The organism is Nonomuraea sp. NPDC050783 (assembly GCF_040802095.1).
Taxonomy (GTDB): domain Bacteria; phylum Actinomycetota; class Actinomycetes; order Streptosporangiales; family Streptosporangiaceae; genus Nonomuraea.
Genome location: NZ_JBFAHK010000027.1, coordinates 70,979 through 85,792, shown reverse-complemented (window position 1 = coordinate 85,792; position 14,814 = coordinate 70,979). Strand labels below are relative to the sequence as shown.

Below are 14,814 nucleotides of genomic sequence, written 5' to 3'. Positions count from 1 at the left end.
TTGTTAGCTGAAACCCCTCCCGTTCTTCGGCCGATGGTTGGGTTTGGCCGAAGAACTACGTTGGGGTAAGAGGGGTGAGGCACGAACCCCTCTATAGGGGGATCCAGTGATCCAGTGATCCGGCTAGGCCGCCGTCTCCGTAAGCTCCCACCGGTCGCCAATCCGTCGCACCGGTAGACGGCCACGGGTCAGGAGGTTCCGGAATCGGTTCACCTTTCCGCCGAACTCTGCGGCCAAGTCCTCCGCCGCCTTGTTCTGGGACCGGCCCTGACAGTTCTCGACGATGAACCGGGCGTAGGTCAGGTTCCTATCTAGCGCTTCCTGGTTGTGGTTGCGCCGCCGCCGCTGACTGTCCTCCCGCATCTCGTCAGCGGTCTTTTCCGCCGTTACCTCGAACCGGGGCACATCGAACTGAGAAGCACGGAATTTCACCTGGAACGGCTCACCCCACTTACCCGATGCTCTGGCCGTCCATTCGCCGCCCTGCGATCGGCGCAGGAACACATTCCATCGGGCATAGCCAGAGATCGACGTGTGCCCTAGCGGCTTATCGGTCACATAGCCGTTCTGTCCCCGCTTCTCCGACGAATGCGTTAGCACCAATGCCGGTACACCGTCGCGGGTGAACCGGCGTACCCCGTCGAAGAACTGAGCCACGGGCGGCCCGTCGTTTATATCGCCGTCGATGATCTGAGGTAGCACATCGAACACGGCGAAGTCGCATCCGTCGTCAATGACTCGCTCATACAGGCGGCCCCATTGGTCCGCCGTGCGCATGATGGGCATGCGATAGAACCGCACATCACTCCAATAGTCCTCGTGCAGAACACGCATGATGCGCTTGCCATACTCGGCATAGGCGCGGTCATCGGACCAACAGACGGCAACCTTGCTCGCTGCGTTTACTCGACGCCCTAGGAACGGTTCCCCGGTGACGAGCGACGCGAGCATGCCCGCCGTCATGAGGGACTTTCCGGCGTTCGGTTCGCCGTATAGGAGGGTTGTTCCGGTCGTGATCAGGCCGTCAATCATGAAGTCCTCTTCGGTGTCGGCCATGCGTGAGGCTTCAATGAGGCTCATGGGCTGAAACTCCTCTTCGGAGAGCGAAGCGAAGTCCGGGTAAGTGTCGATACTCAAAGGGTCTCCAGAGTGAAGCCACCGCCGTCCAGCCCGACGACGGGGGCATATGTAACATGTTGTGATCGACGCCCGTTCCCGAGCGTCGCTTTGACCAGCGGTGGGGAAGTGCCGGCGGACGCGTAGAGTAACGCCAGCGGCTAGGCGGCTTCCCAGAACGTCGCATAGGTGCGCCTGTCCTCTATCTCCCAGCCGCGCCCGTCAGGTACCGCCGCAGACGGAATCTCACCGATGGCTTTCGACACGACAGAACCCTGAGCGTCAACCGAAAAGTTCACCTCCCACAACTTGCCATCCTCGTAAGTTACATAGTTGATCTGTACCTTGCCGTCGTCATAGACGATCACCATGTCTTTGAATGCGGCAGCGTCCATCGGGCCGTGAATCATGGCGTTCTTCCTCTCATCTTCCTGTTTGAAGAGTTGTTTCAGTAACACCGTGAGTACTTGTTCCTGCTTAGCTCCGAGCGGCCCTAGCCGCTCGATTGCACGCGTCACTCGCTCATGCGCAGGATTGCTACTCAAACTCTCACCTCGTGTACACGCTCTATGGAGTTGTCAATATGCATTGCCGGGACTGCGCGGTCCCGCGAGTGAAACATACGCGCCTACCTACTTGCAGAGCCGCTATGTCACTCCGGAACCGTAGATGTTCCATCCGGCGAAGGGCGCGGTTGTTACCCCGGAATGTTTCGCCCCGTCATGCAGGCCGTGTACACGCTTTAGCGCGGATGCTCTTTCCGGCTACCCGACTTCAGGCCGACTTGGGTAGCCGTGAAATGGCGTTCAGCCCCATCAGCTCGCGAGCCAGGGCAGCACCACGCGCAGTAGCGCGCTCGACGCGCGTTGGCCTAGCCGGGGCCGTCTCGCTACGGCAGTCGCCGCACACGCCAGCGATGCGCCCCGGACGCCCACACTCTGAGCACTCGACCAGCCGTGAAAGAACCGGCCCCACAAGGGGCGTCGAACGGGTCTCAGGTAGCTTTCGGCGCAACCTGTCAGCGACCAGTGCCGCAGGCGAGTGGATCGACTGAGGAAGGCCCGCCGTAACCGCCTCGATGATCGATACGTCGAGGGCGCCACGTTCGCGCCACGCGGCAACGAGAGGGGCAAGCTTGCCCATCTCGGCGCGGCTGAAAGTCAGCCGTCCATCGGCCTGCCGCAGCTTGCCGAACAGAGGCAGCACGGCTGCCAACTCGTCGCCTTGCCCCCGCCTGCCGGGGGAGTCATGGTGCCGGGAGTTCTCGCCCGTAATGGGGTGGTTGGTGTCGGTCTTGTCCGTTGGACGTTCCGCCCGCCCACCCTTCGGCGCCTCTGTGGCGCTTACAGGCTCGCTCGCTGGCGTCTCCGCCACGGGGGGAAGGGTAGGGGTTTCTTTCTCAAGAGTTTCTTTCAAGGGGTTCACGGCCGACAGACCGCCCGGCGCTTCGCCGACCGGCGGAAGATCGACGGGCGGAATCTCGGCGGTCGGCGTGACCTGGGGAATGTCGTATACGGCGTTGACGCCCGTCAGGCGCCCGTTGGGGCTCTGTACGTCTTCCTTGATGTAGTAGCCAGCCGCGCGCAGCTCCGCGACGGCAGCACGCACGACGGTCTTACCTTCCTTGCGCAGCTTCTCCAGCTTGGCGACCGTCATGTCTGCCCCATCGGGCAGCGACAGGAGGAACGTCAGGATGCCTAGGGCGACGAAAGACAGGTCGTGACGCTGAAGCATGGCGTTGCTGAAGGTCGTGAACATGACCTTGTGCTGGGTACGATGAACCCGCATTGGAGCTGGTACCTCCGGTGCTTGCCCCGGTAGGTGTTCCAGCACCAACCGGGGCTTCTTTGTTTAGAGGCAGCTTGGTGTGAATCTGCCTCCCTCGACGAGGCCCCCGAGTTCCCGCGTCACATCCTCGACGCCCTGCGCCAGCCTCTGGAGTCCGGCCGCGTCACGGTGTCGAGATCGGCGGGCTCGGTCACGTTCCCGGCCAGGTTCATGCTGGTCCTGGCGGCCAACCCGTGCCCGTGCGCCCAGACCGACGACCAGAGCGGCACCTGCAAGTGCTCGCCCACGGCCAGGCGCCGCTACCTCGGCAGGCTCTCCGGCCCCCTGCTCGACCGCGTCGACATGAAGGTCACTGTGGCCCGCGCCTCCAGACGCGAGCTCATGGCCGACCGCCAGTTCACCGAATCCAGCGCGACGGTGGCCGGACGCGTCCTCGCCGCGCGCGAGCGTGCCGCCGAGCGACTGAGCGGCACTCCCTGGCGCACCAACGCCGAGATCCCCTCATCCGCCCTCCACAGCGACTACCGCCCGTCCCCGAAGGCCATGAAGCCTATGACCGCCTGCCTCGACTCGGGCACCCTGACCGCCCGCGGCCTGGACCGCGCCGTCCGCGTCTCCTGGACACTGGCCGACCTGGTCGGCAAGGACCGCCCCGGAGAGGAGGAGACGACCGCCGCCCTGCACTTCTGGCTCGGAGTGACGTCCTGACGCCTCCGCCTCGTCACCCCAACCCCCTGCCCCTGCTCAAGGACGGACGACCACTGATGCCACCCTTCCCTTCCATGTCCCCTCCGGGGGCACCACACCCGCTCCTGCCGAAGCCCGCTACCGCCGCCGCTACGGAGCGGCCCTGCCGACCTCCCACCCCAACCCTCACCTCACCACGAGCCCACCCGACCCCCTCCACCTCCCTCACTCCCGGCCCCTGCCCACCGACCCCGCACAACCCCTCCACCACCACAACATCCAAACTCCCGTCGCCATCGGAACCAGCCCTCGGATCATTGCCCCCGGCGGAACCAGCCCTCGAATCGCTGACCTCAGCGGAATCAGCCCCCCGACCCCTCACCCCGACGGAACCAGCCCTCAGGCGCCCGACCACACCCGCCGCCGGACCACTGATCCCCGCGGAACCAGTCCGCAAGCGACCGATCCCCGCCGCCGGACCACCGACCCAAGTAGAGCCATCTCCCAGGCCACCAACGCCAGCGGAATCAACCACCGGACCATCGATGCCAGCGGAACTGCCTCCCAATCCACCAGGCGGCCGGGAATCGCACCCGCCGGGTACGCCGAATCCACCGGTCACGCCGAATCCACCGGTCACCCCGAATCCACCGGTCACGCCGAATCCACCGGTCACCCCGAATCCACCAGTCACCCCGAATCCACCAGTCGTGCCGACCCCGACCACGCCAGTAACGCCGACCTCACCGGCCAGTCCGGCCACGCCGATACTCCAGCCTCCGTCCGCGCTCTCGCTCCACCACCTCCCCAAGCCCACGCATCCTGCCTCGCCTCCCGAGGAGCCCCCGTCCGTGGGAACGGGCGCAGCGGCGGACAAATCCCTCCCAGCCGAGCGTGAGGCCCGCGCCGCGCTGATGCGGGCCGCGGACGTCGGCGATCCGGTCATGGGCCGTCTGGTGGCGCGGTACGGAGCGGTCAAGGCGGTGCAGGCGATCCGCGCCCGAGCCCTTCCACCCGAGTTCATCGACCAGGAAACCCACAACGACCGCCCGCAAAGCCACCTGACCGCTCGCCTGAACGCCTGGCACGCCCGCCTGGCGGCCTCCAACCCGCTCGCCGACCTCGAAGCCGGCGCGAGCCACGGAGCTCGCCTGATCATCCCGGGCGACGCGGAATGGCCCACCCAGCTCGACCAGCTCGGCCCGAGCCGCCCTCTCGGCCTCTGGCTGCACGGCACCGCCGATCTCCGCTTCGCCTGCCTCAAATCCGTGGCCGTGGTGGGCGCCCGATCGGCGACCGCGTACGGCGTGCACACAGCGGCCGAGTTCGGTGCGGGTCTGAGCGAATCGGGCTGGGCAGTCGTCTCGGGTGGCGCCTTCGGCGTGGACGGTGCCGCGCACAGGGGAGCGTTGGCCGCCGGCACCCCGACCGTCGCCGTCCTGGCCTGCGGCGTGGACATCTGCTACCCGAGCAGCCACGACGCCCTGTTCGCGGCGATCCGGGATCAGGGCGTGATCGTCAGCGAATGCCCGCCAGGAGTCCATCCCACCCGGGCCCGCTTCCTCATCAGGAACCGTCTGATAGCCGCCCTGTCGCGAGGCACGGTAGTGGTGGAAGCCGCCCTGCGCAGCGGCGCCCTGAACACCGCGACACACGCCCTGACGCTCAACAGGCACCTGGCCGCCGTACCGGGGCCGGTCACCTCCCGCATGTCGGACGGCTGCCACCGCCTCCTCCGGGAACGCAAGGCCATCTGTGTGACCTCTCCCGAGGAGATGATCGATCTCGTCGGGGTGCTGGGCGACGATCTGGCTCCGCACTCCCGCGCCCCGGCCGTCGCGAGGGACAAGCTCAACGACGTCACCAAGAGGGTGCTGGACGCCGTACCCGCCCGGGGCGGTGCCGGCCCGGCCACAATAGCGGTCGCGGCAGGCGTAGGTCTGGACGCCGCCCTGAGCGCCCTGGGCGGCCTGGCCGCCGCCGGCTACATCGAACGCGCCCCGGACGGCTGGCGCCTCCGCAAGCACACGGCCTCCTACCGCAAAGCCCCGGAAGCGGCAGCCCTCGACCTCCCGCCTGTCGCGGAGGACTCCGATCCCACGCAGGACCCACCGTTCCCGGACGAGGACGACCTCCCCACTCTGGACGATCCCGGCGGACACGAACGGCACAAGCAGCAGTGAGCCCTGGACGACGACTCGGGGCGTACCTGGCTCCTCCTGGCCTCATCCGTCATCCCTGTCACAGCCAGAGCAGCACCAACCGCGTTCCCTGCTCCTGAACCCTCCGCGGCTGGCGCCACCCCTCAACAGCTCCACCCCCGTCGCCACCGCCCCCAGGCCCGGCAGCCGCACGAAAGGGCGCGCCCGCACGCGGCTGCCCCCTGATAGCACGGCGAGCACTACAGACAATCTGGACGAGGAGCCTGACCCGGATGCGCCGGGCAAAGCAGCCGTCACCGGAAGAGGGTCATGGTTTACCCGCACATCACGGCAGAGGAAGAGCGAGAGGCGAGTAGCGACAGGATGCCGGCCGGCCTGCGACTACCGCGCAACCCAAGGGCCTGACGACCGGAGGCTCCCGCTCGGCGGCTTTACCCCCTGCCGACGTTACCGCGATATATCGCGGCAGCCGGTCAACGCCTGACAGAGGCGGCCCTGGCGACTGTTGACGGGCCTTTTATTTTCGATGATGACGTATTTGCGATTGTAGCGCTCAGTAGCAGCAGGACTTCTGTCCCTTTCCGCTCCTCCTTCTGGGGCAAGTATACGGTGGCAGGACTTTGCACCCGCGGGATTGTCGCGGCGAGAGGCGAAAACTAGCGTCGAAACCGAGGCCAGACTCCTGCTGGTGCTCTGTTCCAGCAGCGCGGCCATTCCGGATCCAGGTATCGCCTGGATGCCACTTCGAGAAGCCAGAAAGAGGTGATCTGGCATGGCCAAGGTCCGCAACATGCTCGCCGCCGGCGCCATGGTGGCCTCGGCTCTCGCCGCTCCCGTTGCGGTGTCAGCTCAGTCCGCCAGCGCGGATACCTCGGCGCGCGGAGCAACGACCACTCAGGCGCTCATCTATGAGAAGCCCTGCAAGCGCCACGGCCACAAGGTGAAGTGTCACCGCCACCACCGTCACCACCACCAGAGCGTGGTCAGCCAGATAAGCAACAACAACAACAATAACAATAACAACAACAACGGCGGGAACAATAATAATAACAACAACAATAACAACAATAATGGAGGGAACAACAACAACAATAATAACAACAATAATAATAACGGGGGGAATAATAACAACAACAATAATAATAACAACTGACGTGAGCCCGGGCGGTCCGATGCTTTGTCGGCTGCCGGCTGCGCCTCTCATGGCCGAAGCCTGCGATGGAGGGGACGCATATAGCTCGCGGAAGCAGATCGAGAGGATTGCGCCGGCCTGCGGTGCAATCCTTCTGCCGTTTCAAGGGGCGGGTGAAGCAGCCAACGGCTTGTCCCGGGCCTTTGCCTAGATGCGCCGGCTGTCCTGCCGGAGGAGGGCGAGGCAGAGGTTTGCTCGGGTGCTTGCTGAGTGGCCTCTTGTGTCGGGACGGACGGATGGACCCGGCCTGGATCTCCTCTCATTGGTCGAGGTAGGTCTTCTCCGGACGTTCGGGCGACCGTGGTGTGTGAGCGGAGCCGGTGGGCGGGACCGGCTGTGCGGGACGTTCGGCGTCTGCTCTGCTCGTGCGGGGAGGTGGGGTGGTTTCGGGCTTGTGGAGTGGGTTTGGGGGCGGGTGGGGGTGGCACGATCGGGTGTGGTCGCTGGTGACAGGGAGGCGGGCTTGGAGAGGGACGAGGTCGTAGAGGCGTTCGGGCGGTACCTGCGGCTTGAGCGCGACCTCTCGCCGCACACGGTCCGGGCCTACCTGGTTGACGTCAACAGCCTGCTCGATCACCTGAACGGTCCCATCGAGGACCTCGATATCGGCGTGCTGCGGAAATGGCTGGCCGAACAGCACCAGGCGGGGAAGGCGCGGACGACCCTGGCGCGGCGGGCGGCGTGTGCCCGGACGTTCACCGCCTACTGCCACCGGCAGGGCTGGCTGCCTACGGATCCCGGGTTGTTGCTGGGAAGCGCCAAGACGCGCCGGGAACTGCCGTCCGTGCTCGATCAGGAGCAGGCGCGGGAGGTGCTGGACGCGGCGTCCGGCACGGAGCCGAAGGAGCTGCGGGATCGGGCGATCGTCGAGCTGCTGTACGCCACCGGCATCCGGGTGAGCGAGCTGTGCGGGCTCGACGTGGATGACGTGGACCGGGATCGGCATGTGATCCGGGTGCTGGGCAAGGGGCGTAAGGAGCGGTCCGTGCCCTTCGGGCTGCCGGCGCTTCGGGCGTTGGACCGGTGGTGCATTCACGGGCGGCCGCTCTGGATGCGGGCCGGGTCGGGAGCGGCGCTCTTCCTCGGAGCACGGGGTGGGCGCATCGATGCGGGGACCGTGCGACGGGTGGTGCATGCGCGGTTGGCGCAGGTCGATGGCGCACCGGACATGGGGCCGCACGGGCTGCGGCACAGTGCGGCCACCCATCTGCTGGAGGGCGGGGCGGATCTGCGGAGTGTCCAGGAGCTTCTCGGGCATGCGTCGCTGAACAGCACGCAGATTTACACGCATGTGTCCATCGAGCGTTTGCGGGCGGCGTACAAGCAGGCTCATCCCAGGGCGTGAGGGGACAGGACGCTCGCTCTGTTGTCGGTTTCGGCGTTGTTGCTGCTCCGTTGTCGCTTTTCGCGGCGGTGGTGGCGGTGGTGGCGGTGGTACAGGGTGGTGAGCAGGAGGGCGCCGGCTATGGCGAGGACGAGGGGCGCTGTGGTGGCGGGAGCGGGCGGAGAGGCCGAGCTGCTCTTGGCGTAGGCATGTGGAGAAGCAGGGGGTGGATGGCCGAGGGGAGGGGTGGTTCGAGGGCTACGGGGTCGAGGGGGCGCCGGTGGCCGCGGAGGGGTCGTCGGAGAGAGGCCGGTCTGCGGGAGGCCGGTCTGCGGGAGGGCGGTCTGCGGGAGGGCGGTCTGCGGGAGGGCGAGAGCGGAAGTGGATGCGGGCCAGAAGGGGAGGAGGCGGATGGGGGCTTGGCCCAGGAGGAGGAGAGGGTTGACGTAGCGGGAGTCGCGTATAAGGCCCCAATGGAGGCAGGACTCCTGGCAATGGTGGTGGCCGATGGGCTGGAGGAGGCCCACCTCGGCGCCGGAGGTGATGAGCTGGCCCCTTTTCACAGAGGCTGTCACCGGCAGGTACGTGGTGCGCAGGCCGTTCGCGTGGTCGATGGCCACCACGCCTTTACCGCCGACCGGGCCGGCGAAGCGGATGGTGCCTGGGCCTGCTGCCAGGACTCGGGCGGATGGCGAGGCTGCCAGGTCTATGCCTCGGTGGCCGGCCAGCCAGGGCTCCGGGGGCGGGGTGAAGTGGCGGAGGACGCGTGGGTGGCCGTCCAGAGGCCAGCGCCAGTTCGGGGGTGAGGCCCTGGCCGGGGAACTGGCGAGGACGAGGAACCCTGTCGTCAGGAGCAGGAGCAGGAGCAGGAGCAGGAGGGAATGGAGGAGGGGGAGGGCGAGAGGGGCGGTGACTGCTGGGCGTGATCGAGGGGCGATCGCTTTCCGGGGATGGGCTGGCCGAGGGTGACGCCCGACGGGGTGGGCTGGCCGAGGGTGAGGCCCGACGGGGTGGGCTGGCCGAGGGTGAGGCCCAAAGGGGTGGGATGGCGGGGTGCGGCGTTCGGCGAGGTTCGGTGGCGGGGTGCGAGGCTCGGCGGGGCGGGAGTGCATGGCGGGAGTTTCGCCGAGGAGGAGGTGGGCGCGTGGGGGCGAACGGCGTTCTGTGGATAAAGCGTTCGGTCGCCTGGGATGTGCGGACGCGGCCCTCGGGTGGCTGGGCCCGGGAAGAGCGAGCGGACGTTCGGCCGGGCAGGGTACGAGGCGGCTGGGCTCGGGTGGTGAGGTTCGGTTGAACCGGGTGTATGTGGGGGCGGGTGCTGGCGCGCGGTCCGATCTCTGAGCTGTCGGTGTGCGGCGGAGGGGCGTGCGCCATGCGGGTCTGGTGGGTGGTCAGGGCCAGAGGTGGCGTTTCGCATGGGTGAGGTGGGTCAGGGGGTGGAGCTGCGAGGGCGGGGCGGTGGGGCGGTGCGGGCGAGGAGGGCCGGGCCGGTGCAGGGGGGACGCCCAGATCCAGAAGGTGGCCAGGGCTATGCCTGCCGCGCACAGCAGGATCACCGGGCGCAGTCCGATGTGGTCGGCGGCGATGCCGCCGGCGAGGCCGCCCAGAGCCAGGACGCCCTGGATGGCGAAGGTCATCGTCGCGTTCACGCGGCCGCGTAGCTCCGGAGGCGTCTCGCGGAGGGTGATGGCGCCCAGGCACGTGGCGAAGGCGACCACGACGCCGCCCGTCATGAGGCCCACGGCGGCCAGCGCGGCGAGCTTCCACCAGAGGGGGCCGGTCAGGAGGCCCACCGTCAGGATCTCGGCGGGGAAGAAGAGCACGGTGACGAGAAGGACGCGGTTCTCGCCGTAGCGCTTCGTCAGGCGGGTGGTGAGCCAGGCGCCCAGCAGGCCGCCCGCGCCGCTCAGAGCGGTCAGGACGCCGATCAGACCCTTGGGGACGCCCAGGGAGTTGACCATGTAGAGCATGTAGACGGCCGTGTACGCCATCGCGAAGAAGTTGATCGTCACGCCGGCGCCGAGCAGGGCGCGCAGAGCCGGGTTGGTGAGGGCGACGCGGAGACCTTCGACGACGTCGCGCCACATGCCCCGGGAGGAGGCCGGCTCGTTCCGTTCCTCGGCGCGGATTGAGCGGAGGAGCAGGGCCGAGGCCAGGAACGACGCCGCCTCCGCCAGCACGGCCAGCGGAGCCGTGAGGAACTGGACCAGGAGACCGGCCAGGCTCGGGCCGCCGACCGAGGCGAGTGAGTGGCATGCCTGCAGCCCGGCCATCGCCTCGACGCGCTGGGCGGGCGGGACGGTCGCGGCGAGGTACGAGAAGTTCGCGGACTTGAACAGCACCGCCGACGTCCCGACGGCCAGAGCCACGGCGACCAGCCAGGGGAGGGTCAGGAGGCCGAGGAGCCAGGCCAGGGGAACCGTGGCGGCGGCCACGCAGGCGGCCAGCTCGCAGGCGATCATCAGCGGGCGGCGACGGGTGAGACGGTCGGCGATGGCGCCCGCCTGGAGGCCGAACAGGAGCGACGGCAGGAAGGCGGCGGCGGTCAGCACGCCCATCTGGGACGGGCTGACGCTGAGGAGCGTGACGGCCGTCAGAGGGATGGCCAGCTTGGAGACCTCCGAGCCGGTGATCGAGATCGTGCGGGAGGTCCAGAGGAGGCGGTAGTCGCGTTGCCTGCGGAGGGGCGGGAGCGCTGATGAAGCGGCGGAGTTGTGAAGGGTTTGCTTCATAATTTATGAAGGTATCGCTTCACAGTTGTGAAAGCAATGTTTCAGAGTTGGCCGGGTACCTTTGGGCGCATGACTCAGGACGGCGACTGGCCCAGCGATCCCAAGGCGATGCGGGCGCTGGCGCACCCCGCGCGGCTGATGATCCTCAACCGGCTCGGCGTCGAGGGCAGCGCCACCGCCACGGAGGTGGCGCAGATCGCGGGCATCACGCCCAGCGCCGCGAGCTATCACCTGCGGATGCTGGCCAAGTACGGGTTCGTCGAGGACGCGCCGCCCCGGGGGGACGGCAGGGAGCGGCTGTGGCGCACCGCCGACCGGCCGCTGAGCGTGGGGGTCCGGCCCGAGGACCAGCCGGACGTGCGGGACGCCAAGGTGTCGTTGATGGTGGCGTTCCGGCGGGAGGCGAACGAGGAGGCCGAGCGGGCGCTGCTCGGCGTCGAGAAGGAGACGGAGGAGTGGCGGGACGCCACCGTGTTCAACCGGACGCGGGTGAGGGTCACCGCCGAGGAGCTGATCCGGCTCAATCAGGAGATCATGAAGCTGGTCGAGCCGTACCTCATCCGGCGGCGCGGAGAGGAGGACGCGCCGGAGGGGGCCAGGGTCGCCGAGGTGCAGGTCAACCTGTTCCCGGTGGCGAAGAGGCCGGTTCCCGGGCTGCCGACCGAGGACCACGGGGCTTCGGGCGGGCGAGGCGAGGCCGAGGACGGCGGGCGAGGGTGACGGCGGGCGAGGGTGACGGCGGGGTTCGGTGGGGACGGCGGGGCGTTCCGCGCGAGGGGTGGGATGGTGGGGTGTCTGACCTCAGGCGGTCAGGCAGGGGCGGTGTGCAAGGTAGACTTTTCGATGGCCTGTAGTCGCAGGCCGACTTCGCATGCCCCATTGCGGACCGCGCCATCGGTCCGGGCCCAGTGCCCGGCTGGAGCGGGTTCGGGGCATCAGGGCGGCAGACAACGCGCTGCCGCGGCACAACCGAGAACCGCGCCCATCCGCAGGGCGCCAAGACCTGGAGGACCAGCAGATGGCCCCCGTCGTCACCATGCGACAGCTGCTCGAGAGCGGCGTTCACTTCGGTCACCAGACCCGGCGCTGGAACCCGAAGATGAAGCGCTTCATCTTCACCGAGCGCAACGGCATCTACATCATCGACCTGCAGAAGTCGCTCTCCTACATCGACCGCGCCTACGACTTCGTCAAGGAGACGGTCGCCCACGGCGGCACGATCCTGTTCATCGGCACGAAGAAGCAGGCTCAGGAGGCCATCTCCGAGCAGGCCGCCCGCGTCGGCATGCCCTACGTCAACCAGCGCTGGCTGGGCGGCATGCTCACCAACTTCTCCACCGTGCACAAGAGGCTGCAGCGTCTGAAGGAGCTCGAGGAGCTCGACTTCGACAACGTCGCGGGCTCGGGGCTCACCAAGAAGGAGCTCCTCATGCGCCGTCGCGAGAAGGACAAGCTGGAGCGCACGCTCGGCGGCATCCGTGACATGGGCCGCGTGCCCAGCGCGGTGTGGGTCGTCGACACCAAGAAGGAGCACATCGCGATCAGCGAGGCCAAGAAGCTCGGCATCCCTGTCGTCGCGATCCTCGACACCAACTGCGACCCCGACGAGGTCGACTACCCGATCCCGGGCAACGACGACGCCATCCGCGCCGTCGGCCTGCTGACCAGGGTCGTCGCCGACGGTGTCGCCGCCGGTCTCATGGCCCGTTCCGGCGCCGCCCGCGGTGACGAGAAGCCGGCCTCCGCCGAGCCGCTGGCCGAGTGGGAGCGCGAGCTCATCGAGCAGGGCACCGGCGAGCGCGCCGCGGACGAGGCGCCGGCCGCCGAGGCTCAGACCTCCGAGGCTCAGACCTCCGAGGCGCCGGCCGCTGAGGCTCCGGTCGCCGAGGCCCCTGCTCAGGAGGCTCCGGCCGCCGAGGAGAGCGCTCCGGCCGAGGCCACCGCCGAGGGCGAGACCGAGCAGCAGGCCTGATCCGCGCACGACGGTGACGGCCGCCGCCACTCCGGGCTCCGGATGGTCGCGGCCGTCGCCTCCGAAGCGGGCCAGGGCCGGGTGCCTGGGCTGAGCCGGGCGAGCCGGCTGGCCCCGGGGCACGGCCGCTGACATCTGAATAACGGTGATCCACCGATCGGCGATCTGTCCGGTCCGGCGTGGCGCGGCTCAGCCGGCGTACAGGGTGGCGGCGCGGCGCGGGACCCGTTCGGGTCGATCGCGGCCGGGACGCACGCACGACCGCCAGGCAAAGTCAGGCCAGGCAAAGTCAGGCCAGGCAGGGCCTGGGTCCTGGGTCGGGTCGCTCCGGTCGGAGCGCCCGGGCCGGGGCTCCGGTCCGAGGGCGGCGGCGACCGGGCCGGGGTGATCGGACCGGACGGGACCGGACCGAGGTGATTGGTCAAGGCTCGGCGATGGTTGGGCCAGGGCGATCGGTCAGGGCTCGGCGACCACCGGGCTGAGACGATTGGGTGAGGCTGGTCGCCGAACCGCCTGGGCGGTCCGAACGGCCAGAGCCGGGCAAGGCCGGACGGGTCGAGCCGGGCGAGGCCGGTCAGGCAAGGCCGGACGGGTCGAGCCGGGCAGAGCCAGCCGGGTGAGGCCGGAGGGCCGGGCAAGGTTGGGCGGGCTGAGCAGGGCGGCGGTCGAGGTGGTGAGCCAGGGTGGTACGGCGCGGTGCGGCTGGGCAGTATGCCAGCGAAGCAGCGGCGACCAGCCCGGCCCCAGTGCCACAAGGCCCGGCGCCCACCAGGCCCGGCGCCCGAGGCCCGCGACCCGGAGCAGCACGACGGCTCCAGCACGGCACGCGCCCGCCGTACCGACGACAAAGGGCGGACGACCGGTCCCGGACGTCCACCTGATCCACGATGACGACGACATCCCACGACGACGAAATCCCACGAGGAAAAAGAGCAATGGCTTCCGTGAACATGGCCGACGTCAAGCGGCTTCGCGAGATCACCGCTGCCGGCATGATGGACTGCAAGAAGGCGCTCGAGGAGGCCGAGGGCGACTTCGACCGCGCCGTCGAGCTGCTGCGCCTCAAGGGCGCCAAGGACGTGGGCAAGCGCGAGACCCGCACCGCCTCCAACGGCCTGGTCGCGCTCAAGCAGGACGGTGACTCGGTCGCCGCGCTGCTGGAGATCAACTGCGAGACCGACTTCGTGGCCAAGGGCGAGCGTTTCCAGGAGCTGGCGGCCCAGGTCGTCGCGCACGTCCTGGAGACCAAGCCGGCCGACGTGGCCGCGCTGCTGGAGTCCTCCTTCGACGGCAAGCCCGTCAAGCAGCACCTGGACGAGGCCAACGCCGCGCTGGGCGAGAAGATCGAGATCCGCCGCTTCGCGGTGCTGGAGGGCGGCTACATCGGCGCGTACATGCACAAGACCGACCCGGCGCTGCCGCCGGCCGTCGGCGTGCTGGTGCAGCTCGACAAGCCCAACGCCGAGGTCGCCAAGGACATCGCGCAGCACGCCGCCGCGATGGCCCCGCAGTACCTCAAGGCCGACGCCGTGCCGGCCGAGGTCATCGAGAAGGAGCGCAAGCTCTTCGAGGAGATGACCCGCGAGGAGGGCAAGCCCGAGGCCGCCATCGGCAAGATCGTCGAGGGTCGCGTCAACGGCTGGTACAAGGACTTCACGCTGCTGCAGCAGGCGTTCGTGAAGGACAACAAGAAGAGCGTCGGCAAGTACGCCGAGGAGAACGGCGTCGAGGTCCTCGCCTTTGTCCGCTTCAAGGTCGGTCAGGCTTAGGCTTAGGCGAGCCACCGTCAGGCAAGCCGCGAAGCCCGAGAATCGATCCACCGAATGAAGGAGGCCGCCGCC

The 14,814-nt window shown here is 68.3% G+C and carries 12 protein-coding genes; 6 read left to right on the top strand and 6 right to left on the bottom strand.

Features of this window, described 5'->3' with window-relative positions:
* Nucleotides 1–123: 123 nt before the first annotated feature.
* The 3 genes from AB0H75_RS43275 to AB0H75_RS43265 form a co-directional block, all read right to left on the bottom strand.
* Nucleotides 124–1,137 (bottom strand): AAA family ATPase, encoded by a 1,014-nt coding sequence (locus tag AB0H75_RS43275; RefSeq protein ID WP_367806550.1) that lies wholly within the window; start codon nucleotides 1,135–1,137, stop codon nucleotides 124–126.
* 140 nt (nucleotides 1,138–1,277) lie between these two features.
* Complete coding sequence (locus tag AB0H75_RS43270) at nucleotides 1,278–1,661, bottom strand: hypothetical protein (protein ID WP_367806548.1); 384 nt, start codon at nucleotides 1,659–1,661, stop codon at nucleotides 1,278–1,280.
* Nucleotides 1,662–1,890: 229 nt separating this feature from the next.
* Nucleotides 1,891–2,874, bottom strand: coding sequence for a hypothetical protein (locus AB0H75_RS43265; RefSeq protein WP_367806546.1), 984 nt, complete (start codon nucleotides 2,872–2,874; stop codon nucleotides 1,891–1,893).
* A 63-nt stretch (nucleotides 2,875–2,937) separates the two neighbouring features.
* Here AB0H75_RS43265 and AB0H75_RS43260 point away from each other — a divergent pair, with 63 nt between their 5' ends.
* Both AB0H75_RS43260 and dprA read left to right on the top strand, forming a co-directional pair.
* Complete coding sequence (locus AB0H75_RS43260; RefSeq protein WP_367806544.1) at nucleotides 2,938–3,612, top strand: ATP-binding protein; 675 nt, start codon at nucleotides 2,938–2,940, stop codon at nucleotides 3,610–3,612.
* Between the two features lie 830 nt (nucleotides 3,613–4,442).
* On the top strand, nucleotides 4,443–5,774 hold the full coding sequence (dprA, locus tag AB0H75_RS43255) for a DNA-processing protein DprA (protein WP_367806542.1): 1,332 nt from the start codon (nucleotides 4,443–4,445) through the stop codon (nucleotides 5,772–5,774).
* Between the two features lie 823 nt (nucleotides 5,775–6,597).
* Here dprA and AB0H75_RS43250 read toward each other — a convergent pair.
* Entirely contained in the window at nucleotides 6,598–6,957 is a 360-nt protein-coding gene (locus AB0H75_RS43250) for a hypothetical protein (protein WP_367806540.1), read from the bottom strand.
* 451 nt (nucleotides 6,958–7,408) lie between these two features.
* Between AB0H75_RS43250 and AB0H75_RS43245 the strand changes: the two genes are divergently transcribed.
* Nucleotides 7,409–8,290, top strand: a complete 882-nt coding sequence (locus AB0H75_RS43245; RefSeq protein ID WP_367806538.1) for a tyrosine recombinase XerC — start codon at nucleotides 7,409–7,411, stop codon at nucleotides 8,288–8,290.
* Here AB0H75_RS43245 and AB0H75_RS43240 read toward each other — a convergent pair.
* Both AB0H75_RS43240 and AB0H75_RS43235 read right to left on the bottom strand, forming a co-directional pair.
* Nucleotides 8,275–9,381, bottom strand: coding sequence for a peptidoglycan DD-metalloendopeptidase family protein (locus AB0H75_RS43240; protein WP_367806536.1), 1,107 nt, complete (start codon nucleotides 9,379–9,381; stop codon nucleotides 8,275–8,277). The two genes, AB0H75_RS43245 and AB0H75_RS43240, sit on opposite strands and share 16 nt — an antisense overlap.
* A 279-nt stretch (nucleotides 9,382–9,660) precedes the next feature.
* Nucleotides 9,661–11,001, bottom strand: coding sequence for an MFS transporter (locus AB0H75_RS43235; protein ID WP_367806534.1), 1,341 nt, complete (start codon nucleotides 10,999–11,001; stop codon nucleotides 9,661–9,663).
* 69 nt (nucleotides 11,002–11,070) lie between these two features.
* Here AB0H75_RS43235 and AB0H75_RS43230 point away from each other — a divergent pair, with 69 nt between their 5' ends.
* The 3 genes from AB0H75_RS43230 to tsf all read left to right on the top strand — a co-directional run bounded on the left by AB0H75_RS43230 (nucleotide 11,071) and on the right by tsf (nucleotide 14,742).
* On the top strand, nucleotides 11,071–11,721 hold the full coding sequence (locus AB0H75_RS43230; protein WP_367806532.1) for an ArsR/SmtB family transcription factor: 651 nt from the start codon (nucleotides 11,071–11,073) through the stop codon (nucleotides 11,719–11,721).
* Nucleotides 11,722–12,019: 298 nt separating this feature from the next.
* The gene (gene rpsB / locus AB0H75_RS43225) at nucleotides 12,020–12,973 is read left to right on the top strand and encodes a 30S ribosomal protein S2 (RefSeq protein ID WP_367806530.1); all 954 of its coding nucleotides are present in this window, start codon (nucleotides 12,020–12,022) and stop codon (nucleotides 12,971–12,973) included.
* Between the two features lie 935 nt (nucleotides 12,974–13,908).
* Nucleotides 13,909–14,742: a translation elongation factor Ts gene (tsf, locus tag AB0H75_RS43220; protein ID WP_367806528.1), complete on the top strand. Its 834-nt coding sequence runs from the start codon at nucleotides 13,909–13,911 to the stop codon at nucleotides 14,740–14,742.
* Nucleotides 14,743–14,814: the final 72 nt, after the last annotated feature.

Coding starts and splice junctions, on each gene's coding strand:
- AB0H75_RS43265 (WP_367806546.1), bottom strand. CDS start 2,874: ATGTTCACGACCTTCAGCAACGCCATGCTTCAGCGTCACGACCTGTCT.
- AB0H75_RS43250 (WP_367806540.1), bottom strand. CDS start 6,957: ATGAGAGGCGCAGCCGGCAGCCGACAAAGCATCGGACCGCCCGGGCTC.
- AB0H75_RS43240 (WP_367806536.1), bottom strand. CDS start 9,381: ATGCACTCCCGCCCCGCCGAGCCTCGCACCCCGCCACCGAACCTCGCC.
- AB0H75_RS43235 (WP_367806534.1), bottom strand. CDS start 11,001: ATGAAGCAAACCCTTCACAACTCCGCCGCTTCATCAGCGCTCCCGCCC.
- AB0H75_RS43230 (WP_367806532.1), top strand. CDS start 11,071: ATGACTCAGGACGGCGACTGGCCCAGCGATCCCAAGGCGATGCGGGCG.
- rpsB (WP_367806530.1), top strand. CDS start 12,020: ATGGCCCCCGTCGTCACCATGCGACAGCTGCTCGAGAGCGGCGTTCAC.
- tsf (WP_367806528.1), top strand. CDS start 13,909: ATGGCTTCCGTGAACATGGCCGACGTCAAGCGGCTTCGCGAGATCACC.